This is a genomic window from Chryseobacterium sp. 6424 (assembly GCF_003692615.1).
Lineage (GTDB): Bacteria > Bacteroidota > Bacteroidia > Flavobacteriales > Weeksellaceae > Kaistella.
The window spans coordinates 823,711-847,450 of the sequence record NZ_CP023540.1 but is presented as its reverse complement, the minus strand read 5'-3'; the positions used below and the strand labels follow the sequence as shown (position 1 = coordinate 847,450).

Annotated in this window: 18 protein-coding genes; 16 read left to right on the top strand and 2 right to left on the bottom strand. The window is 39.4% G+C overall.

All coding sequences use genetic code 11. The features are described 5' to 3' along the window. Nucleotides 1-141: 141 nt before the first annotated feature. Both CO230_RS03920 and CO230_RS03915 read right to left on the bottom strand, forming a co-directional pair. On the bottom strand, nt 142-1,155 hold the full coding sequence (locus CO230_RS03920) for a glycosyl hydrolase (RefSeq protein WP_122027401.1): 1,014 nt from the start codon (nt 1,153-1,155) through the stop codon (nt 142-144). A gap of 36 nt (nt 1,156-1,191) precedes the next feature. Beyond that, nucleotides 1,192-2,733: an APC family permease gene (locus CO230_RS03915; RefSeq protein ID WP_122027400.1), complete on the bottom strand. Its 1,542-nt coding sequence runs from the start codon at nt 2,731-2,733 to the stop codon at nt 1,192-1,194. Between the two features lie 163 nt (nt 2,734-2,896). On the opposite strand from CO230_RS03915, the gene pnuC reads away from it, so the two are divergent. From pnuC to CO230_RS03830, 16 genes are all read left to right on the top strand, one after another. Then, the gene (gene pnuC, locus CO230_RS03910) at nt 2,897-3,568 is read left to right on the top strand and encodes a nicotinamide riboside transporter PnuC (RefSeq protein WP_122027399.1); all 672 of its coding nucleotides are present in this window, start codon (nt 2,897-2,899) and stop codon (nt 3,566-3,568) included. Nucleotides 3,569-3,665: 97 nt separating this feature from the next. After that, complete coding sequence (gene dapF / locus CO230_RS03905; RefSeq protein WP_122028878.1) at nt 3,666-4,442, top strand: diaminopimelate epimerase; 777 nt, start codon at nt 3,666-3,668, stop codon at nt 4,440-4,442. Between the two features lie 25 nt (nt 4,443-4,467). Further along, nucleotides 4,468-5,502 (top strand): endolytic transglycosylase MltG, encoded by a 1,035-nt coding sequence (gene mltG / locus CO230_RS03900; RefSeq protein ID WP_122027398.1) that lies wholly within the window; start codon nt 4,468-4,470, stop codon nt 5,500-5,502. 121 nt (nt 5,503-5,623) lie between these two features. Further along, the gene (locus CO230_RS03895; protein WP_122027397.1) at nt 5,624-8,200 is read left to right on the top strand and encodes a TonB-dependent receptor domain-containing protein; all 2,577 of its coding nucleotides are present in this window, start codon (nt 5,624-5,626) and stop codon (nt 8,198-8,200) included. A 392-nt stretch (nt 8,201-8,592) separates the two neighbouring features. Next, on the top strand, nt 8,593-9,810 hold the full coding sequence (locus tag CO230_RS03890; protein ID WP_122027396.1) for a site-specific integrase: 1,218 nt from the start codon (nt 8,593-8,595) through the stop codon (nt 9,808-9,810). A 271-nt stretch (nt 9,811-10,081) separates the two neighbouring features. Continuing rightward, entirely contained in the window at nt 10,082-10,450 is a 369-nt protein-coding gene (locus tag CO230_RS03885) for a hypothetical protein (RefSeq protein ID WP_122027395.1), read from the top strand. Continuing rightward, nucleotides 10,387-10,989, top strand: coding sequence for a hypothetical protein (locus CO230_RS03880; protein WP_122027394.1), 603 nt, complete (start codon nt 10,387-10,389; stop codon nt 10,987-10,989). Before CO230_RS03885 ends, CO230_RS03880 begins: the two co-directional genes overlap by 64 nt. A gap of 89 nt (nt 10,990-11,078) precedes the next feature. Continuing rightward, nucleotides 11,079-11,360 (top strand): helix-turn-helix domain-containing protein, encoded by a 282-nt coding sequence (locus tag CO230_RS03875; RefSeq protein ID WP_088470040.1) that lies wholly within the window; start codon nt 11,079-11,081, stop codon nt 11,358-11,360. A gap of 314 nt (nt 11,361-11,674) precedes the next feature. Continuing rightward, nucleotides 11,675-13,828: a VapE domain-containing protein gene (locus CO230_RS03865; protein WP_122027392.1), complete on the top strand. Its 2,154-nt coding sequence runs from the start codon at nt 11,675-11,677 to the stop codon at nt 13,826-13,828. A gap of 346 nt (nt 13,829-14,174) precedes the next feature. Beyond that, nucleotides 14,175-15,164: a helix-turn-helix transcriptional regulator gene (locus tag CO230_RS03860; RefSeq protein ID WP_122027391.1), complete on the top strand. Its 990-nt coding sequence runs from the start codon at nt 14,175-14,177 to the stop codon at nt 15,162-15,164. A gap of 117 nt (nt 15,165-15,281) precedes the next feature. Beyond that, nucleotides 15,282-17,096, top strand: coding sequence for a DUF3696 domain-containing protein (locus CO230_RS03855; RefSeq protein WP_122027390.1), 1,815 nt, complete (start codon nt 15,282-15,284; stop codon nt 17,094-17,096). A 6-nt stretch (nt 17,097-17,102) separates the two neighbouring features. Further along, a complete protein-coding gene (locus CO230_RS03850) occupies nt 17,103-18,041 on the top strand; it encodes a hypothetical protein (RefSeq protein WP_122027389.1) in 939 nt (312 codons plus the stop codon). A 15-nt stretch (nt 18,042-18,056) separates the two neighbouring features. Beyond that, nucleotides 18,057-19,619, top strand: a complete 1,563-nt coding sequence (locus tag CO230_RS03845) for an AAA family ATPase (RefSeq protein ID WP_122027388.1) — start codon at nt 18,057-18,059, stop codon at nt 19,617-19,619. A 3-nt stretch (nt 19,620-19,622) separates the two neighbouring features. After that, nucleotides 19,623-20,579, top strand: a complete 957-nt coding sequence (locus tag CO230_RS03840; RefSeq protein ID WP_122027387.1) for a hypothetical protein — start codon at nt 19,623-19,625, stop codon at nt 20,577-20,579. Between the two features lie 66 nt (nt 20,580-20,645). Next, nucleotides 20,646-22,388 (top strand): class I SAM-dependent DNA methyltransferase, encoded by a 1,743-nt coding sequence (locus CO230_RS03835; protein WP_122027386.1) that lies wholly within the window; start codon nt 20,646-20,648, stop codon nt 22,386-22,388. Beyond that, nucleotides 22,388-23,728, top strand: coding sequence for a restriction endonuclease subunit S (locus CO230_RS03830; RefSeq protein ID WP_122027385.1), 1,341 nt, complete (start codon nt 22,388-22,390; stop codon nt 23,726-23,728). The genes CO230_RS03835 and CO230_RS03830 overlap by 1 nt, the downstream gene beginning before the upstream one ends. Nucleotides 23,729-23,740: the final 12 nt, after the last annotated feature.

The following is a 23,740-nucleotide window of genomic DNA, read 5'->3' as shown; positions in this document are numbered from 1 at the left end:
CTTCGTTTTACTTATGTGTTAAATGGGAAAAATACTGCAACCATCATACTTCATACTTCGTCAAGCGAGGATATTCGCATCAGCTTTAGATGACTACAATATGTATTCAATGAAAAAGCAATATCCATTTAATGTTATAGGTTACTCGAATTTCATCTGGATTATTCTGTTTTTACCGGCTAAGACCACGGTGCTTGCGCTCGTCCATTCACATACGTACAGCCCTTTTTCTTCCGAAATGGTCGTCCAGCTATGCCCAAAATCCTTTGAATATTCAATATTTTGGTCACCGACGGCAATAATTTCTTTTCCACCGGAGCCGGGACGGATCCTCACGCAGGTTTTATAACCGCCATTCTTTCCGGAGGCCTGTATCTGCCAGGTTTTACCGCCATTGTGCGTCGTAGCGATATTGTTGGTATTCTCGGTCTGCTTGGTGTAATCCCCACCCACCGCGATACCGAAATCCTTGTCATAGAAATCAATCGAGTAGATTCCCTGCGAAGAGTTGCCCTGAATGAATGGTGTATCAAAGATTTCAATCTTACGCTTTCGGGTATTCAGCCGGAAAACCCGTGAAGAAGTGCCACCTGTAGTCAACCACACATACTTTCCTCGTGCCGCAATATTGGTATTACTTGCCGCGAAGGCTGCTTCGCCGGAGTTCAGGATATAGCTTGAATAGTACCTGGGTTCTGCCTTACCTTTTTGGATGAGGATCTCAGCGAATTTCAAACGCAGGTCTTTTTCGGGATCACTGAAGGTGTAAAGGCGGTTTTTATGAAAGTGTAGGGCATCGTAAAAGGCGTTTTCAGCGGGATCCTGATATATAATTGCTGAATTGAGCGTCAACTTATCAATCCTGAAAAAACGCGCCGGACTTTCAATATTGATCGCGTAGAAAGCCTGATGGTCCTGCGCAAGTGTCCTGAACTGCAATTTTTCTGCGGTGAGTTTCAGTTGTTTTTTGTCAGACGGATTATTTAGGTGCACATAGCCAAACTTAGAATCTGTGCCCGAATACCAGACTTTTCCATCCCAGATTTGCAGCGAGCGGATGGATACAGCGTCTTCTAAAAGTGGTGTGAACGAAACCTTCTGGGCATACACATGTACGGTAACACAGGATATTATGACAGCGATGATCTTTTTCATAGGTATAAAAAAAGTCCGCAAATACGGACTTATCGTTTATTTTTTATTATCAATATCTACATCTACTTTTTCAAGTGGCTCCTGCTCTGCCTTAAAGGTTTCACCAAAACCACCGTTTTGTAGATTAGAGTGTTTTTTACTGTACAGGAAGTAAATGATTACACCTAACAGCAACCAGATGAATGAGTACGTCTGTGCTTCGATACTCAGGTTGATGATCAGATATACATTGATTAAAATCCCCAATGTCGCGATTACCGGTAAAAACGGCACCCGGAAACTCCTTGGCAGGTTAGGCTGCTTCACACGCAGCATCCATACCGCTACACACACCATGGTAAAGGCGAATAAAGTACCGAAACTTGTCATATGCGCCAAATCGTTAATCGGAGTAAATGCCGCTACAATAGAGATGACAACCCCCAAAATGACCAAATTTTTCTTCGGTACACCGGTTATTGGGTTTACTTTTGAAAATGTTTTGGGGATTAAACCGTCCTTAGACATGCCTAAGAAAATACGAGACTGCCCCATAATCATCACCATCAGTACAGATATGAGACCTACAGTCGCAGCAATGGTAATAATGTATCCGGCCCAGGCCTGCCCGGCGATATCAAAGGCATACGCTACAGGAGCTTTTATCGCGTCCGGGTATTTACCGAGCGGATTAAAGTCGGAATAATGCATCATCCCAGTCAATACCAAGGATACCAAAATATACAGTATGGTACAGATGACCAGTGATGTAATAATAGCGAACGGAACATCTTTCTTCGGATTGATGGCTTCCCCAGCCTGGGTGGAAACGGCGTCGAAACCTACATACGCAAAGAAAATCGCCGAAGCACCCGCTACAATACCTGCATAACCATAGGCAGAATGCGAGACACCATTCTCAACAATAGTCGTTGGCTCTGGGATGAAAGGAATCCAGTTATCAACATTAATGAAGAATACACCTGCCACAATAACGAAGATGATGGCAGATACTTTCATAATCACAATCAGGTTATTGGCTTTCGCGGCGCCCTTGGTACCACGGATCAGAATAGAAATTACAAAAAGTACGATAAGCAACGCCGGCAGATTCATTGAAAAACCATTGCCGCCAGCCGCGGCAAACGTCTGAGGATCGGTGGTAAGCCAGGCAGGCAGATGCAGCCCAAACATCTTCAGGAATTTGGCGAAATACCCGGACCATGATACAGCCACCGTCATGGAGCCCATCGCGTATTCGAGGATGAGGCCCCACCCGATGATCCATGCAAAGACTTCACCCACGGTGCCATACGCATAAGCATAAGCAGAACCTTCCACTGGTAGGATAGACGCAAATTCAGCGTAGCAAAGCGCCGCGAAAACACACGCGATCCCCGCGATTACAAAAGAAAGTGCGAGCGCGGGACCCGCGTTATAATATGCGCCGGTACCGGTAAGTACAAAGATGCCCCCGCCAATAATCGCCCCGATACCAATTGCTGTTAAACTCCATTTCCCAAGTACACGTTTCAGCTGACTCTTCTTTATGTCCGCTTCATACGCTTCCATGGGTTTCTTAATCCAGATATTCGCCATTTTTATTTAATTTTAAGATTTTCAAAAATATAAAAATTTAAACACCACCAGCATTTTTCCGTTGTTTTTCTTTATATAAATTATTGTATATAACCTAAAAATCTGATTTTCATATGTAAATAATAAATTAAAATCCTCCGGATTTTATTTTATCTTTGAACGTATGAGTATATACGAACTTTTCATCGTGCCTTACCAAACGTATGAACCTTACCAGATCGCCCTGGAGTTTACCGCGGCTTTCTTTGGTTTGCTTTCTGTGTTTTTTTCCATCAAAAAGAACATTTGGGTGTACCCTACCGGCATCATCTCTACCGCACTTTATGTGTATATCCTTTATAAATTCGGGCTGTTGGGAGATATGCTGATTAATGTATATTACACTGCGATGAGTGTCTATGGCTGGGTATTGTGGGCTAAAAGCGCCGATGATCATGTACATGTAGAAGTTTCGTACACCAGCAGAAAGGAATGGGTGGTGGTCAGCATCCTGTTCATCATCAGTTTATTGCTGATTACGGCTGTATATTATTATAAACCACTGCTCGACGGGCATTTGTCGCAACAGCAGGCGATAGCCGGCTTCGGTCATCTGGACTGGGCCAACTGGCTGGACGTCTTTACGACCGCCATCTTCTTGGTCGGGATGTGGCTGATGGCAAAAAGGAAAATTGAAAACTGGATCTTCTGGATCATTGGTGACTTAATTTGTGTCCCGATCATGCTATATAAAGGCCTTGGAATCACCAGCGTGCAGTATGTGGTTTTTACTGTAATGGCAACTATCGGGTATTTCGAGTGGCGAAAATCACCGAAAAATACGCAGCTATCGTAACTTTCGATATAAATTAAGAGTTTTTTAACACCCTGCCCACGAATGGCCGGGTAAGAATTTGAGTATCTTTGCCATCCGCAATTCAGCGGCTGAATATATGCAAAATACAATCGAATTTTATAAGTATCAGGGTACCGGGAACGATTTCGTAATGATCGACAACCGCGACCTTCAGTTCCCTAAAGATCAAGAACTCATCCGTAAACTCTGCGACCGGCGTTTCGGCATTGGCGGCGATGGGCTTATTCTGCTTGAAAATCATGATCAGGCCGATTTCCGAATGGTATATTACAATTCTGACGGGAACGAGAGTACAATGTGCGGAAACGGTGGCCGCTGTATTGTCGCCTTCGCCCATTTCCTCGATATCTTTGAAGACACCACTGTTTTTGAGGCTATAGACGGGGGGCACGAAGCACAAATCCACAATGGGACCGTAAAGTTAAAAATGATTGATGTAGAGCACCTGCTTAAAGATGGTGAAAACTGGGTAACCAACACCGGATCGCCCCATTTCGTGAAGGCTGTAACAAACCTTCAGGACTATGACGTGTATGCCGAAGGTAACAAAATAAGAAATTCGCCGACTTACTCTGCGGAAGGGATTAATGTAAACTTCACCGAAGCGCTGTCGGAGTCAGAAATCTTCGTGCGTACCTATGAACGTGGCGTGGAAGATGAAACCCTCAGTTGTGGGACCGGTGCCACGGCTGCCGCACTCGTGTTCATGCAGCAGCACGATCTAAGGTCGGTACAGGTGAAGGTATTGGGCGGAAACCTCCGTATTTATGCGGACCGCGAAGGAGATTCGTTCCGTAATATTTGGCTCGAAGGCCCTGCAAAGCAGGTTTTCCGGGGTAAGTTGGATATTTAAAGCGTATTATTTAATCGTGTAATCTATGAATAAAAATATTAAAGTGCTTGCTATTGCGGGCGCAGTCATTTTCTTGGTGTTAGCAGTTTTCGGCTTTCGCTATTATCAGAAGTTCTTCGGCAACAATGTGGCGAAAGAAGGCTACGTGCTGATTCCTCATAACTCAAATTTCAAGGCGATACTCGATTCGGTTTCCCCTTATCTGAAAAATCCCAAACAGTTTGAAGAGGTGGCTTTGAGCAAAAACCTGGACCAGTTTTACCATGCCGGCCGCTACCACATACAGGAAGGCGCGGACAACTCTGCCCTTGTGAACATGATAAAAGCCGGTAACCAAACCGAAGACACCTTCAGAATTGGGGATTTTGGTGATGTGTACCAAATGATCGGCCGCGTCACCCGAAAAACGGAACTCGACTCGTTGCGGTTTGTGAAAGACCTTAACAACATCGCCGTTAAAAAAGGCTACCGCGACGCTGAGGATCTTAAAAAATACTTTTTCATCGATACGTATAACTTTTACTGGACTGTCACTCCCGAAGAGTTCTTCAGTAAATTTGAAGATCAGTATAACGGCTTCTGGACCGCAGAACGCGTCTCCAAAGAAAAGCAGAGCGGGCTTACGCGTAACCAGATCTACGCCTTGGCATCCATTGTTTACAAAGAATCTGGCGGAAAACCCGATGAGCAGAAAACCATTGCCGGCCTCTACCTGAACCGCTATCGTAAAGGCATGAAGTTGCAGAGCGACCCAACGGTGATATATGCCATCAATAAAGAAAGTAATTTTACCACACCAATCAAAAGGGTTTTTTACAAACATCTTTCTCACCCTTCGCCATACAACACCTACGCGAATCCCGGCATCCCGCCAGGCCCGATTTGTATTACCGATAAGAACTCGGTGGACGCGGTCTTAAACGCCGAGGACAACAATTACATCTTCATGGCTGCCGATCCCGACAGGTTGGGTTACCATCGTTTCACGGCCAGCGATACAGAACATGCCAAAAATGCCAAAGACTATCAAAACTGGCTGAATTCAAAAAATATTAAATAATTTTTCAGCGGTCTTACCTCCTACCGTTCAGCCAGTTGTGTACTGAACAGAGATTTTATGGGTAAGCGGCATTTAACTAACCCTAAAAAAAACCATCAGTATAAAAAAGTAAACTATACCTATGACAGACAAAATTGAAATTACATCGATGATCAGAAAGCGGACATTAGGCCTCACCTTTGTCCTCGGTGCAGCAAGTTTAGCATTTGCGCAGCAGAAAGTAAACGTATCGGGCGTTATTCGCGACAAAGGAAATGCCGCCGTACCTTACGCCTCTGTAAGCTTTAGCAACAAGGTCAATAAACTCTTCAGCGATGCAGTTTTAACTGATGAAAAAGGTGCCTATACCCTTGCGCTGGCACCCGGAAATTACGACATTACCGTAGAAGCCATTGATTATAAGACAGCCGTATTCAACCGCCAGATCACCTCCGGTGGAAGTTTGGGAAATCTAACAATTGAGGCTGAAGCTTCGCTTACCAGCGCAAAGACACAGGACATCCAGGGTGTAGTGATTACCGCGCAGGCCGTAAAGCCTTACCGTGTGGAAATTGACAAAAAAGTATATGACCCTTCACTCGACATCGTATCAAAAGGCGGAAACCTTCAGGATGTGCTTTCAAACGTGCCATCGGTTTCTGTAGATACCGATGGAACAGTCTCGATGAGAGGGAATACCAATGTAAGATTCCTCATCAACGGGAAACCTTCCTCTCTGTTAGGTATTGATGACGGCGCTAATGCCTTACAGTCGATCCCGGCGGAACAGATTGAAAGAATTGAAGTCATCACCAATCCTTCCTCGAAATTTGAAGCCAGCGGAACCGCAGGTATTCTGAACATCATCTTGAAAAAGGATAAGAAGATGGGGTTCAACGGTACCGTGACGGGTACTTTAGGATATTTACCAAGAACAAACCTGAACACGAACCTTAACTGGAGAAAAGGCAACTGGACCTGGTATGTGAACGGTGGTGGTGGCTACAGTGAGAATGAAAGCTCCAGCAAGAATACCGTTACACGAAAGGACAACCTGAGCAGCCTTGCCAGCAGCGCCTTCCCATTCACACAATATTCAAACCAGATAGGGAAAAGTGAGCGCGACGGCGAAAATTATAACCTGACCGCCGGTTTCGTGCATGATCTTGGCGATAAAACTTCAATAAATTTTTCGGGAATGCTGAGAAGTTTTGATAACAAATCAAACACACTGAACAGTTATGAAGAAAGAATCTACACAAACGCTTCGGCATTTAATGATATTAACAGAAACCGTAACAGTTTCGGTGATAACAGCAACTTTGCTACTCAGATCGACTTCGGCTTAGACCAGAAAATAGGCGACAACGGACAATTGCTGACGCTATCAGGGAGCATCCAAAACAATAAAAACGAAGGCAGCAACCAGATTGTACAGAATACCTTTATCGGCAATGTGTTGCAGGCCACCGGTAACTCTATTAACAACGTAACTACAGATTCTAAAAGCGACACCTTCATCGGTAAGGCAGATTATGAACTGCCCATCGGTGAAACATCAAAACTTGAAGCCGGTATCCGTTACGATTATAACAAAAACACGTACGATTATTTTGTAAATCAAAGTGACAACGGCCAGGCTTTCTATACCCGCTATGATTTTACGAGCAACACCATTTACTCCGAAAGTATCTTGGGGGCCTACGCACAGTTCAAAAGCAAACTGGGCGAAAAGTTAGGCTACCAGCTAGGTTTAAGAAGTGAAACTTCCGCCATCGACATTAATTTTACCAATTTCAACAACTTTGGACAGGCCATTGAACAACCAGAGGTAAAGAAAAACTACACGCAATTCTTCCCGTCGGTATTTTTAAGTTATGATCTGGGCAAGAACAACCAGATATTGCTTAATTATTCAAGAAGGATCAACAGGCCAAGAGCATTCTCCCTGATTCCGTTTATGTCATTTGATGACGACAGAAACTACTTCCGTGGTAACCCGAACCTAAACCCTACCTATGAGAACTCTTTTGAGCTTGGCTACAGCCTTTCAAAGAACAAAATAACCTTCAACCCTACCATCTATTTCAAAAAATCTGAGGATGAACAGAACCGTTACCAGTACGTTGACGGTATGGGCGCCATCAACACCATCCCGGTAAACGCAGGTACAGAAACCAATTACGGGTTAGACCTTAATGCGACTTTCGACCCGTTCAGATGGTGGAAAGTCATGCTCTCTACCGATCTGTATGGGTATAAGAACGAAGGCAGCTACAACCTTTTCCCTGATAATCCTATCACTGCAAATGATTTCTCCGGGGACGGGTTTTCTTACAGAATACGTTTCAACAATATCTTCAGGCCTACTAAAAACCTAAGCATGCAGTTACAGTCATTCTACAGAGCAGGCGAGAAAACGGCTATGAACAACCGGAAAGCGATGTATGGATTTGATTTCGGGGCCTCACAGATGATCTGGAACGGTAACGGTACCATCGCAGTGAATGTGCGCGACATCTTCAACACCCGAAGAATGCGAAACTACTCGGACACCCCACAGTTTACCCGCGAGATGGAGATGCAGTGGCAGCCACGTCAGTTCAGCGTATCGCTCACTTACCGCTTCAGACAGGGTGAGAAGATTGACCAGCCACGCCGCAAAAAAGACATCAACAGCAATGCTGCCGGCGATGAGGAAATGCAGGGCCCAATGTAAGGCGACTGCAAATAACTGCGGCGGATTGCACAATCTACCCACATAATAGAAATTCCTGGAACATATGTGTTCCAGGATTTTTTTTGTACAATGGCGAAGGCAACGTTCCTGTAGCTAATATTCTATCGACTTACCCGTGTCCAAGTACTTCTGCCATTCCCAGGATAACAGTAATATTCAAATTTTTTGAAGTAATTACTCTTAAATGCCCATTAAATCGACAATATTAAAAAAAATACTATTAAAATAATGCAACAAAATGCAAGCAAATTAAGCATTTGTTGTACCTAATGTTGTACCTTTGTATTAGGATGCAGTTGATTATGAATAGGCAGTCTACATGAATTTCATCCGTTTGCACTCAAAAACAAATCTTAAAAAATTGTACCATCATGGCATCATTAAAATTGGTTCTGCGAACTCAAAAGAAAGACAACACTGGCCACTACCCCATTTATATCCGCGTGATTAAGGACCGGAAAACAAAATTTATCACAACCGGAGTAAAATTAAAACTCAACGAATGGGATGACGAAAATGGAAGAGTAAAGAAGAATCACCCTAACAGTGCCCGCATGAATGCCCTTCTTTTGAAACAATTGTCAGATGCGTCCGCTATGTTGGCCGACAGTGAGCGCAAAACAAACAACATATCAGCCCGCAGATTAAAAGATGCCATCAAAGGAAAGCCGACCGTTAATTTCTTCGATTATGCCGATGACAGATTAAAAAAACTTGCACTCACCCACTCTGTCAGCACCTGCCGGAATTATAAAATGGACATTAAAAAATTTGAAAACTTTGTGGGTACCCGGGATTTGGATTTTGACGATATCACCGTCCTGCTTTTAAACGATTATATCAATTATCTCCGGAAAGTGAAAGGCAACAGCAGCAATACGATAATTGGTTCACTAAAAGCGCTCTCACATATGTTCACCAGCGCTAACAATGAAGATCTCATCGAGGACACCCTCTTCCCTTTCAAAAAAATCAAACTCAAAAAAGAAAAAGGAACCAGGACATTCCTGGACAATGATCAGCTGGAAAAACTCAAAAACCACCAAATAGAAGGCCCGGGAAAATGTTCAGTGTTCCGCGATATGTTCCTTTTTGCCGTATATGCTGGCGGATTAAGATTCAGCGACGTCGTTTCCTTAAAATGGTCAGAATATGATCTCAAAGAACACCGAGTCATTAAAACGATTAAAAAAACCAACAGGCAGCATCAGTTCAAAGTAGCGAGTAAAGCCTCGGATATTATTAAGAGGTACAGACCGAAAAACTGTAATCCTGAATCCTTTATATTTCCGGTTTTAGAAGACGTGGCGTTCTTCGAAAAAAGCAAAGAAAACAAATCTAAGGAGATTGCAAGAACTAACAGATTATGTGGATACCATTTACTAAGACTGGGCAAAGAGTTAAAATTCCCATTCAGCCTGACTTTTCACCTGAGCCGTCATACTTTCGCAACGAATGCTTTAAAAAACGGAATGCGGATCGAATACGTGAGCAAACTGATGGATCACGGTGATATCAGCACCACTCAGATTTATGCAAAAATCGTTAATTCCGAACTCGACGATGCAGTAGACAAATACATTTTCTAGTTTTTATAACCAAAAAAATGTTTTCCCTCTGCCTGACTACCAAATTAATAAGATCATAATTCCAAAAAAATTTTGTTGAAAACTTTTGCACTTTCTTTTCAAAAGAAGGTGCGTTTTTTTGCACCCAATTTCATAAATTAGCTTGATGATGAAAAGAACAGAATCTGCCACTAAGCTTTGCCTTTTGCCGCGCGATTTTTGTTTCCCGATGCTTTGATTAGAACTTCCCCCTCCCTTAACGGTATTATTATTTTAAAAACACAAATCTGCTATGTCGGAAAAGTATCTGCTGAAAGAAACCGCACCCTTCGTGCAATTTTCATCCGTAAAACCGACGGATGACTTTAACCCCGAATTCGATATTGAAAAAACACCCAAGCAGACTCTGGATGAATATTGCCAGCAGCTCATCAACCGGTCTTTCAGCATCACCCACTCCCAGATCCCCGAGTTCATCTGCCATCATTGCCTTTTGGTGAAAGATCCTGTACAGTGGCTCAATAAATTCGAAAAACTGCTTTCCTTAACGACGATCTTTTTAATGGCATTCGCAACCAGCACCGGCATACAAAATTCATGGTCAGCATTGAAACGAAAAGAAACCGGATCCTGGACGAGCAAGCCAAAACAACAAGGGTAAAACCTGCCAAAAAATACATCAACGCCGAAAGCGAAGACCGGTATTTCTCCTTCCATGAACTAAAAAAAGACCTTGCAAATCTGGGCTGTGATGCCGAACGGATCATGTTGCTTACCAAAGAAAAGTTCGAGTACCAACAATCCTGCATTGAGACGGTAAACATCAACACCCTGGCGTATGATGAACAGTGCGAAAAAGAAATCCAGCAGATTTATGCCATGAAAAAACTCAAACAGGACCTGGAAAAAGAAGTGACTTTTGAAAAGTCCCTGGGGACCGTTCAGCCTAAAATAAAAATCAACATCAATATCAACCAGATTGCCGATGTATTCTACCAATTAAGCACGTTGCGCACTCCCGACAACCTGCCTTATATCGATGCAAACACCAACCAATTAGCCGAAATTATCGTCAATAACTTCGTCGATAAGGACGGAAATCCAATAAGTCCCCAGACGGTAAAGACAATTCTGAAACCTTCCAAAGAAGAAAAACGCCCAAACAACGGTAAAAGAATAGATTTGAATACACTCATATAAAAAACTTGGTCCCCGGGGACCAAATGGGGACCTGGGGACTTCATTCTATCTTGCAATTTTGCTTCATAATCTTAAACCCAATAAAAATTATGGAAGCAATCATCCTTACCAAAGACCAGTTCAACGAGCTCCTTTCAAAAATCGAAGAAATCAATCAAAAGTTGAATTCCTCCAGATCTGCCAAAACAGAAACCTATCTGAACAACAAACAGTTCATGGAAATGCTTGATGTATCTCTCCGCACTGCACAATCCTGGCGCGACGAAGGAAAGATCACCTTTTCCCAGGTCGGCAACAAAATCTACTACAAACTCTCCGACGTAGAAAAATTCATCCAGGACTACCGCAATTCCGCCTTCGCTAAAAAATAGCAATAATCCGGCACTGAAAAAATGACCTAGGAGTTATTTGCGTTAAAAAATTTTGAAGGGTTTCCGTTAAAAAATTTCCATTGTTTGAGCGCGCTAAAATCTTCAACCGAAGAAACCAGCCACAATCGCGCGAGTTCTGGGAATTTTAGGAAACCCTTCGAAAATTTTAGCAAATAAATCCAGTCTTGAACTTTTGATTCTTTTGTTTCAAGACAAAAGAGTAAACAGAACATTTAAACCTTGAATCTGTCATTCTGAGCGAAGCGAAGAATCTCAATCTAAAATCTAAAATCCACAATCTAAAATCTCCCCAAATGAAATCTACCATATTCAAAAACTTCAATGAAGTCATCGAACAAAAAGACATCCTGAAAATCCTCGACGATATTAAAACCGGAACCTACCGCAACGCCATCACTTACCTCCGAAAATCCCTTGCCGAGGACAAAAAAGAAGCCGCAGAACGCGCCAAAAAATCCCTTCCGGCATTCACACCCTCAGCTACCTTTAAAGGCGGCAGGAAAATGGAATTCCTAACAGCCTATAATGCTTTAGTAGTTCTCGACATTGACAAGATCACCAAAGAAAAACTCACTGAATCCAAAGAAAAACTCGCAGAAAACGAGTTTGTATTTGCAGCCTTCACCAGCCCATCAGGAAACGGCCTGAAAATCTTTGTAAAAGTCAGTACCGACAAAACCGAACACAAAGAAACATTCTTGAAACTTCAGGAATATTTCGAAAACCTTCTCCAGCTCGAAATCGACAAATCCGGCAAAGACATCACCCGACTTTGCTTCTTTTCCTATGATCCTGAACTTTATCTCAATGAGAACTCAAAAGAATTCTCGGTCATTGAATCACGAGAACAACCTGAAATAGAAAAGCCTGCACCGACACCCAGCACCCAGCTTCCAGCTTCTGACAATTACGATGCTTTGTACGCCCACTGCATCCAATTCACCGAGAAAAAATACCAGTTTGTAGAAGGCAGCCGCAATTACTTTGTATTCACCTTAGCCAACAACCTGAACAGAAAAGGAGTTCCCGAAAGTCTTGCCTTAGGCTACATTTTAGCCGATTACGATTACAACACCCAGGAAGTAATGACCGCCGTAAAAAGCGCCTATTCCAATACCTCCGAACATGCCACCGACAATTTCACGCCCCAAAATAAATCTGTGAAATCTGTGAAATCCGTGCGCGAAAGAAGAATCGATAGTGACTCATCCGCGCCAGCCACCGCATCACAATCCATGGCCATCGACGATGAAGAAGAACCCGCCCAAATCGACAAGCTCGAAAACTTCCTTAACAACCGATACAAATTCCGCTACAACGAAGTCCTGGGAAAACTCGAATACAAACGTGTAAACGGCAAAGTATGGAAATACATCACCGACTTTAAAGAAAACTCAATCCTTCGCGAAATCCAGAAAGCAAAAGTCCGCTGCAGCATCAATTCTCTTCGAAATTTGCTTCATTCCGACTTCTGCGAAATGTACGATCCGTTCAAAGATTATTTCGAAAATTTGCCGGAATATACGGGAGATAAAGACTACATAGAAGAATTAGCCTTAACGATTACCACTACAAAACAGGATCTCTGGAAAGAATGTTTCAAAAAATGGTTTGTCGCAATGGTTGCGTGTGTTCTGGACGAAAAGCAAATCAATCAAACTGTAATTGTCTTTTCCGGCAAACAGGGACTCGGAAAAACAACCTGGATAGAAAAACTAATGCCTAGGGAACTCAAACAGTACATCTTTTCAGGAACCGTAAACCCAAACAACAAGGACACCTTAATTCACCTGGCAGAATGCATGCTCATCAACCTGGACGAGCTCGAAAATTTGAACCGTACAGAAATCGGTTCCCTGAAAGAACTCATCACAAAAACGCACATCAGAATGCGAAAAGCCTATGGCCACAACAACGAAAATATGCCACGCCGTGCCAGCTTCGCCGGCAGCGTAAACACCGCCCAATTCCTTAACGACACCACCGGCTCCCGCCGCTTCCTCTGCTTCGAGCTCGAAAACATCGAGTACCAACACGAAGTAGATATCAACTTGTGCTATGCTCAGGCATTAAAACTTTACAAAGACGGCTTCCGCCATTGGTTCAACAAGGAAGAAATTAAAAACATTGATGCAAATAATGAACAGTATCAGTTGAAAAGTCCTGAAGAAGAACTCCTTTTGATATGGTTCGAACCAGCAGAAAAACACAGTGCAGAATATTTCTTTACCACCACACAGATCGCGCAGGTGCTTTCCTCCAGAGCAAACTTAAACATCACCGAAACAACCATCCGGAAAATCGGGATGGCCCTCAAGAAACATGGCTTTACAAGAATCTCCAAAAACAAAACCTACGTTTACCCTGTTTTACTCAAGGAATTCGAGGCAGTAGATAAGGAAAATAAGCAGTCTGGTGATAAATTGGAGGAGGCATTATTTGAGTAAAATCTTACCATATTTACCTGAAAAATGAATGAGTGCAAAAAGTGCACTCATTTTCTTTTACATTCACTGAATTATGGGAGTAAGTGGAGTAAGTACTTTTTCGCAAAACAAAATTTATTTTTTTTCTGCTAAAAAAAACATATGAATCCAGTGTAAGGGGCTGCAAACAATCACTTACTGTTTATTATTTTGCATTTAAAATATTCGTTTTAATACATGTTTTCAAAACCAAAAAATAAAAAAAATATTTTGCCCAAATTCACTTACTTACTTACTCCCTTTTACAGATTCCCTTTTTTACTTTCAAATGCAATGCGTATATTTGAGATTCACACGAAATCCTGGAATGGCTCAAAATAAAAATGCTCAGATAAGATACAAAGCTTTGGACAAATGCTTTGCAAACCAGTACAGAAAATTCTACATCGATGATTTAATTGATTATTGTTCCGATATTCTTTCCCATCATTATGCTCAGGAAACTACGGTTTCCCGCCGCCAGATGTTTGACGATATGGATTTCATGAAAAGCGAGGCCGGTTTTGATGCGCCAATTGAAAGTGTAAAAGACGGCCGAAAAGTTTTTTACCGATATTCAGACCCTGAATTTACAATTCTTAAAAAACCCCTAAATCCCGCAGAAATGGATTCCCTACAGGAAGCCTTGGAAACGCTTAGTCGCATGAATAATATACCGGGGTTCGACTGGGTAAATTCTCTGCAGACAAAACTGCAATCTGGCATTAGTACAGGAAAGCAAAGACATCAGATCATAAGTTTCGAAGAAAATGAATTCTTAAAAGGGCTGGAATTTCTTAATCCTTTGTATCAGTTTATACTAAATAATCAATGCATATCAATTACCTACAAAGGATTTAGTGCAGATAAGGAAAATGTTTTTACAGTTTCTCCTTATTATCTGAAGCAGTACAATAACCGCTGGTTTCTGTTTGGGCTAAACCATCAGGTGAGGAAAATCCAGAATCTGGCTTTAGACCGTATTATTAGTATTCAATCTGGTGACTCGGATTTTGAAGTCAGCTCCATAAATTTCACAGATTATTTTGAAGATATTGTGGGAGTTAGTAATGATATGGAAAAGAAACCGGAAAAAATATTGATTCAGCTTTCCGATTCCATTTTACCATATATCATATCCAAACCACTTCATGGATCACAAAAAATTAGAGGCAAAATTTTGGAAATTAATGTAAAACTAAATTATGAACTCACATCTCTCATTTTGTCATTTGGAGATAATATGAAAGTCTTGGAACCGGATAACTTAGTCAAAGAATTGAAAGGAAAGATCAAAAAATTAATTAGTTTTTATTAATGCAGTTGTACTGCATTGTATCAGGATACCTTTGCGGTCTTCAACAACATAAAAGGAGAAAAAATTATCACATTAAACTCAAAAGAAATATAAATATTTCTTAAATAAAAATAACATATGAAAATTGGACTGCAAAATTTCAGAATATTTAAAGATTATCAGTCTTTTAATATCAAGCCAATTGTTCTGCTAACAGGACCTAATAATAGTGGAAAAAGTGCTTTTACCAAGCTGTTAGAGTTACTCAAATTAGGTGTCGACAATTTAGAGCTAAAAATAGGAAGACATAATCTTGGAGAATTTGAAAATGCGGTAAATTGGCAAAGCGAAGTTAAAGAGTTTCAAATTGATTTCTCATCAAATTTTAAATTTTTTAAGAGTGACCTTACAACTAAATTAACTTTCCGTGATGGGGCAGTTAAAAAAATGGAGATAGGTGATTCAGAAACTGCTTTTTTCGAATTTCAAATATATACAGCAATTGCTACACATCCCGAGGATATCACAGGCACAGTGAGTTGGGACAGTCTAATCCTAAAGATAAATTACAAAAAAATTATAGACTGTTTTTTTGAGAAGGACATAGATATTGTTTCCGGTATTAGCGGTAGAAAGGTAAGTTATAATAAATTGAGTACATATCCTTATTCAACAGATGCCATTTCTTTTCATAATTATAGAAGTCCTGAAAGTATCCTTAGTATAGATTATCCCAGAATTTATGATTCAGAGAATGAAGAAGAACGTGATGGCTTGTCATTTAAAACTTCTTTTATCGATCTGGAATACTTTCCAACTGTTTCTCTGATAAATAGTGTTGTAAATAAAAATATTAAAAATAAAAACAGGTACGCCCTATATGATATTTTCGTTAATGATATTAATGTTACTGATTCACTGACTGATATTTTAATTAAAGTACAAGATGAGCTGTTGATTAAAAACTTTTTAGAAATCCCACATTATATACCGGGTGATAATTTCTCACTAATTTTAAAAAGCACCTTAATGTTGCCATTTAAAAAAATTAAAGAAGATTTTCAGGAGCATCTCGTAAAATTGAAGCTATTTGACGAATCCGTTGATACATTGGTATTAAAGGAAAATGATATCTATAGATTGCTTTTTAATGAAAAATTGGTGGGTTGGGACTGGAGCGATAATGATTCCGGGTTTACTTTTTTTCAGCAATTTCCGAAACAGATCCAGCTTTTTGAAAACTATTTGAAAAAGGTTCACTTTTTAAGCGCGCAAAGAGGATCAACCGAAAGAGTGCTGTTAAACAATGGCAACTTGGAAATGAACAGAGTACTGATAGAGTATGAAAATATAAGTAACAAGACCAATTCCAAAATTTCGCCCTTTATAGAAAAAGCTTTTGATATTTTTGAAATCAAAGGAAAATTTGAAGTTAAAAGTTTTGAAAATACCATAATGGTTCCCTACATGTCAGTCGGTGGCAAAGAAATTTCTTTTGCAGATTTGGGATTTGGGTTTTCGCAGATTGTTCCTATTATTCTGCAGATTGCTGTTTCAGGTAATAAATTCATAGGAATCAACAGTAATGAAAATATTTTAATTATTGAAGAGCCGGAAGCTAATCTCCATCCAAATTTACAATCCAAACTGGCAGACTTCTTTGTTCTTGCGGTGCAAACCTTTCCAAATCTCCGTTTAATAATAGAATCACACAGCGAGTATATAATTAGAAAATTACAATATCTTACTGCAAAGAAAGAGCTGGATACCGATGCTACTCAGATTTACTATTTTAACGCTGATGAATTTGTAAATGAACACGAACCTAAAGTCAAGTCGATTAACATTAACCAAAATGGTACATTAACCGAAGACTTCGGCCCTGGATTTTACGACGAAGCCATCAGACTTCGATATGATTTAATGAAATTAAATAGCGAACAGCTAAATTAATAGACTATGAGGGTGTATGTAGAACAGGGATTTAAGGATCATTTTTTGTCCTTACCCAGAGATCATAATAAGGCGGTGAAAATCCTGTGGAATATAATTGATAATTATGCGGAAGTGACGTGGGTCTTTAACGCTGATGTTTCACTTGAGGATTTTGAACGACGAGAGGTCTCAGACATATTATTCGCGAAAATCAGTAGTAAAGGAAGTAATGAGGTGTTAGTGATTAAGGATTTTAAAGAAGACCTTAAAAAATATCAGGATGATGCTCACATATATCTTGCTGCCGAAAAAAAAGATTGGCATGAGGAGATAAAACACAAAGTCTTACTTTTAACGCCGGAGAGATTTGCTAAAACTTTACAGGCCTTTGAGGATAAATTTACGTTTAAATTTATTCCAGACGAAAATAACTCCTGGCAGGAGTTTGAGAGTCTTCGAACTAATTTAGTTTCTACGATAACAATTACAGACAAGTATGTTTTAGCTGCGTATTTAGATAAAAATAACATAAAAAAATTTGATAATAACTTCGTTTTTCTGATAAATAAAATTTTACATTCTGGGGATGAACATTTAAAGGTACTGATAAAATCATCAGATTTGGATAGAGGAAGATATGATGATCTAAAGAAAAAACTTACTGCTCTGTCCTCTTACCTAAAGGAGCGCCTACACCCTGATATAAAAATCACTGTAGTTAATGCCGAATTAGACGGCGATTATGACTTTCACGATAGAAATATTATTACACCTTACTATATCGTAAAAGCCGGAAAAGGCTTTGAAAGAGTGGGAAGAAAGTCAGTCAACACAGAAGTTGAATGCTACTCACTTTTAGACAAATGGGGTTACGACTTGATTAGACATAGAAGAAGAATGGTAACGAATTACATGCATTCAATTTCTCAAATGAACACGCCGTTTAAATCGATGACACTCTAAGATATACAGTTACAAATGAGCAATAGTTTAGGTTTTCACCACTTTAGAAAATTCAAAGAATTTCCAAGCATTGAGTTTGGCGACATCACCTTTTTGGTAGGTAAAAATAATTCCGGAAAATCAACTTTTATTAAAGCACTGGTTTTATTCGAGCAGTTTTTAAAATCCGAAGATTGGTCTGTTTTCAAATTTGACAGTCAAGATGCTGATTCGGTCAATTTTTCAACGTATTCACGAGCTTACCATAAAAATTTAGATTATCGGTCCCGCGGTAATTTTATAGATATTATTTATCGAATCGGAGTATATCAATTCTATATAAAAGTTACTGGAAATCAAAATAATACCAAAGCAGATGTTTTAGAAATTTCCTTTAGTGATTTAGCTGACCAATTTGTTTTTTCATTTTTTCCAGCTATTAACTACTTTAAAATTGAAAATAAAACAGAATATTTCAGAAATCAACAGATTGTTAAAGATGAGCACAAAGACGGTAAAGGCGAAGAATTCCTAAAGCAAATTACCGGTGCAATTAAAAACATAAGTCTAGAATTAGATTCTATTGAAAACAAATTGTCACCGGAATATATTGAAAACCTAACTGAAAGAAATAGGTTGGAACAACTGTATAGTAGAAGTCTAAAAGAACAAAAGTCAAAATCTTTAAATAAGTCTAATGACATAGCTTCTTTTTTCCTGGAGTGCAACACCACTACTTCAATTCCTAGTAAACTGTTTGGCGAGGTTACTAAAACATTCCTCTCCAAATATGATATACTATTTAAAAAATCTCAATCAAAGACACTTAGAGGTAAGAGTCTTCTCGAATTCGAGAATTTACGATATTTTTATCAAAAAATCAGATATTTCGAATATACTATGTCGTCTATTCTTGAATTACAAAAACAAAGGGCGTCATTATATCTACCGGCAACTCTGCAAAAACAATTATCATTATTGCCAACTCGTTCAAAGGAGAATAAACTTGGCCAGGCTGCTTATGCGTATGCTAATCTGGATTTTGAAAATAGGTCCGAGTGCGATATCTTTATAACTAAGTGGTTTCGTTTTTTTGATATCGGTGAGAAGCTGGAAGTATCAGTTATAGAAGGGGATTATTCCATTGTTGAAATCGTTTCAGCCGACAATAAAAAGATATTACTAGCTGATTTAGGGATGGGTGCTGTGCAAATAGTAAAATTGGTAATACAGTTGGCTGTTTGCATATTTGAAAGGAGCTCAGATGTTAGAAAAAAGATAATCATCATAGAGGAGCCGGAAATGAACTTGCATCCAAAATTACAGAGTGAACTTTGCGATTTGTTCTACGATGTTTATTCAAGAGGTATAGAACTAATTATAGAAACACATTCCGAATACCTCATTCGAAAAACTCAACTTTTTGTCAAAGAAAAAGAACTGCAGATAGCTCCAAATGAAAATCCTTTCACCGTGCTTTATTTTGATGAGGAAAAAATAGCATGGTCCATGCAATACCGTGAAGATGGCAAATTCAAAAACGAATTCGGGACCGGCTTTTTTGACGAGTCAACTAACCTTGCTTTTGAATTACTTTAAGACATGACAGCATACTTTGATATAGAAAACCTTGAATCTTTTTTATCAAGTCCAAAAGATAAGTTTTTTCAGAATTGTTTAAATCTCATTCAGGAAGAATTAGACTTAGTTTTTAATTTCAGTAAGGATGAGTTAAAAAAATCAGAATTGTTAATGTTAATTCCAAAGTTGTTAGCGGAAGGCCGTGGAGATAACACGCATATTTTTGCTCCAGAAAAATTTCCGGCTCGCACAATAAAATCAAACACTCATAAAGATTTTGATGTACATCAATTGACTTCTGCTTTTTTTATTAAAGATGATAATCTGGCCAAACTGAAAGATAGATCTGATATTTTAATCGCAGATGTTGGGGAAGAAATTGAGCTTTTTACAAAGTTGTTCTTACAGAACACAAAGTATTTTTTTGAAGATGTTAAAACTATAGAAAAATTTGGTTCGTGGTCTTATTTAAAAAAACATAATGTACCTTATACAGATTTAATTATTGTAGACAACTTCCTCTTTAAAAATGAAGATAATATTGAGGCGAACTTATTTCCAATGTTAGAAAATTTTATTGGATGTACATACCGAAAAAAAATCAACATAGTAATTTTTGTTAAGCAAGGTGAAATTAATTTGGATCTATTAGAAATACAAAGGAAAATGAAAGCCGCTGTTGCAAAGTTTCACGAAGAAGAACCAAATATAACAATCATCCAGTCTTTTATGGTACATGATAGATTTATTCTTAATAATTGCTTTTTAATTAATTCCGGCCCAACATTTAACGCATATTTTTATCCTACAGGGAAACCGATGTCGAAGCCAGATATAATTTCTTTCCGGAGTATTGCAAACAAAAACTATTATGACCTGTATTTTCAGTTATTAAGTAAATACCAAAAAATTTTAGATAATGTTGATAAACAGTACATCATAGGCGACAAAGTTTCCAGGTTCTTAAATTTTCCCTAACCAATGCACTTCCCCTGCACACCAAAATCATATCTTTACACCACAAAATAAAACCCCTCATATACCATGTCCAAAAAACGCCCCGACGTTAAATTTATCTTCGAAATCACCGATAAAGTCCTCTGGAACACCTTCAAGAAAAACGAAATTGGAGATGTACTTTTGCCTTTCGTTGTGCTTCGCCGTATCGACTCCATTCTGAAAGACAAAAACGAAGCGGTGCGCTCTGCCTACGAAAAATTCAAAGGCAAAGTTGCCGATGACAAACTCGAGCCGATTCTGAAAAAGTCAGCCGGAAATCTCAATTTCTACAACATCTCAAAACACACCTTGGAATCCCTTAAAGAATCCACCAAAACCATTGAAATTGATTTCCACAATTACATTAACGGTTTCAATCCGGTCGTAACAGAAATCTTGGACAACTTCCAGTTCGAGAAAATCGTGGCGCGTCTCATCAAAAACAAACTGCTTTACGAAATGATTCAGGCTATCACGAGGGTAGATTTGTCATTACAGAATTACGACAATCACCAGATGGGCTACATTTTCGAGGAACTCATCCGCATTTCCAATGAGCAGTCCAACGAAACTGCGGGGGAACACTTCACCCCACGCGATGTAATCGAGTTAATGTATAAAGTGATGTTCTCCACCAAAAAGGAAGAACTTTCACAACCGGGAACCATCCGTACCATCTACGATCCCACACTCGGAACGGGCGGTATGATCAACTTGGCGAAAAATTATATTTTGGATGAATTGGTTTCAGGAAATCAAAAACCAACTATTTTCACTTACGGGCAGGAAATTAACGAACAGTCTTATGCCATTGCAAAAGCAGAGGCACTCATTACCGGTGGCGATGTGGACAATATCAAGCACGGCAACACGCTTACCAACGATTTGTTTCCCGATAAAAAATTTCATTTCCAGTTGGCAAATCCGCCGTATGGCGTTACCTGGGCAAAGGATTACGATTTCGTTTCCAATGAGGCAATGAATCCTGCCGGAAGATTCTACAACGGACTTCCTGCAAAAAGCGATGGTCAGTTGCTGTTTCTTCAGCATATGATTTCCAAAATGGAACACAACGGTGGTAAAATTGCCGTCGTTACCAATGGTTCTCCGCTCTTTTCTGGTGGTGCCGGAAGTGGCGAAAGCGACATCCGCAAATACATAATTTCCAACGATTTGCTCGACTGTATCGTGTCCCTGCCGAAAGATATGTTCTACAACACCGGCATTGGCACTTATATTTGGTTTTTAGACAATAACAAACCAGCACACCGCCGTGGCAAGGTGCAGCTCATCAACGCTTCCGATGTGGAAGACCGCCGTGCTGGAAAAGAAGGTTTCGCCGTAGTCAACAAACGCAGTTTGGGAAATAAAAGGAATGATATTCTCGATCGACATATTGATGAAGTGGTAAAACTCTACACCGCTTTTGAGGAAAATACCTATTCTAAAATATTTGAAAACGATTTCTTTGGTTACTTCAGCGCCGATGTATTTGTAGCAGATCCTGATAACCCCAAAGCGAAAGCAAAAAAGCACAGCACCGAGCGCATACCGCTGACGGCGAAGATCCAAGATTACTTTGCGGAAAACATTGTTCCGCATCTTCCCGGTGCATTTCCTGATCCCAATAAAATAAAAATTGGCTACGAAATCAATTTCTCCAAATACTTCTACCAGTATGTGCCATTGCGTCCTTCCAAAGAAGTGCAGGCAGAAATTGAAGCCCTAGAATTCGGCGACAATGGCGAAAAAGGAATATCAAATTTAATTAAAGAACTTTTTGCTTAATGACAGAAGAGATTCATTACAAAAGCGCCGCATCAAGATGGTTTCATCAAATTCCTGACGATTGGCACATTTCTAAACTTAAATTTTTGGTAAACATCTTTACCGGAAATAGCTTGAATGATGGCGAAAAACTAAGATTCTCCTTTGATGAGAATCCTGAATTAAAAGGCTATAACTATATTTCCTCTAAGGATATTGATGTTGGCACCAGAATGTGCAACTACGACACAGGTATTATTATTCCTACTTCAGAAACAAAATATAAAGTAGCACCGTCTAATTCAACTTTGCTTTGCATTGAAGGTGGAAGTGCAGGTAAAAAAATTACTTTCACAACGGAGGACGTGTGTTTTGTTAATAAGTTAGCTTGTTTTAAATCAACAGAAACTACTCATTCTAAATTCGTATACTATTTTCTTCAATCCAATGAGTTTAAAAATCAGTTTCAAAGTTCATTATCGGGATTAATTGGTGGTGTTTCGCTAACCAATTTAAATGATTTTGAAATTCCTGTTCCGCCACTTTCAGAACAACAAAAAATCGCCGATTTCCTCGACCGGAAAACCACGCAGAATGACACCATCATCGAGAAAAAACAGAAACTCCTCCAGCTCCTCGAAGAAAAGAAAAAATCCGTCATCAATGAAGCCGTTACCAAAGGTCTCAACCCAAATGTTCCCATGAAAGATTCAGGGATTGAATGGATTGGCGATATTCCGGAGAGTTGGGAGGTTTCTAAACTTGGTTATTTAGGTTCTTTTCAGAATGGTGTAAGTAAAGGCGGTGATTATTTTGGAACAGGTTATCCCTTTGTTAATTATGGAGATATTTATAAAAATTTCTCTTTACCATTAAAGGTTGAAGCATTGGCAAATTCTACTGAAGAAGATAGAATTAGTTATTCTGTGGAAAAGGGAGATGTTTTTTTTACAAGAACTTCAGAAACTATAGAAGAAATTGGGATTGCGTCAACCTGTTTAGAAACTATTCCGAATGCAGTTTTTTCAGGTTTTACTATAAGATTTAGACCTGATTTAAACAGTAGCTTATTTGAAGGTTTTTCAAAATATTTTTTTAGAAGCAATTATGTAAGAATAAGTTTTACGAAAGAAATGAATTTGGTAACGAGAGCGTCATTAAGCCAAACATTATTAAAATCATTGACTATTTTTTTGCCGAGTTTGGAAGAACAAAAATCTATTGCAAAATATCTTGATAATTATGAAAAGAAATTTTTTGAAGTATCTCAAAAATTAAATTTTCAAATTGAAAAACTTAAAGAATATCGCCAATCCATAATATCTGAAGCAGTAACGGGAAAAATTGCAGTTTCAAATTAAAAAAATTAAAAA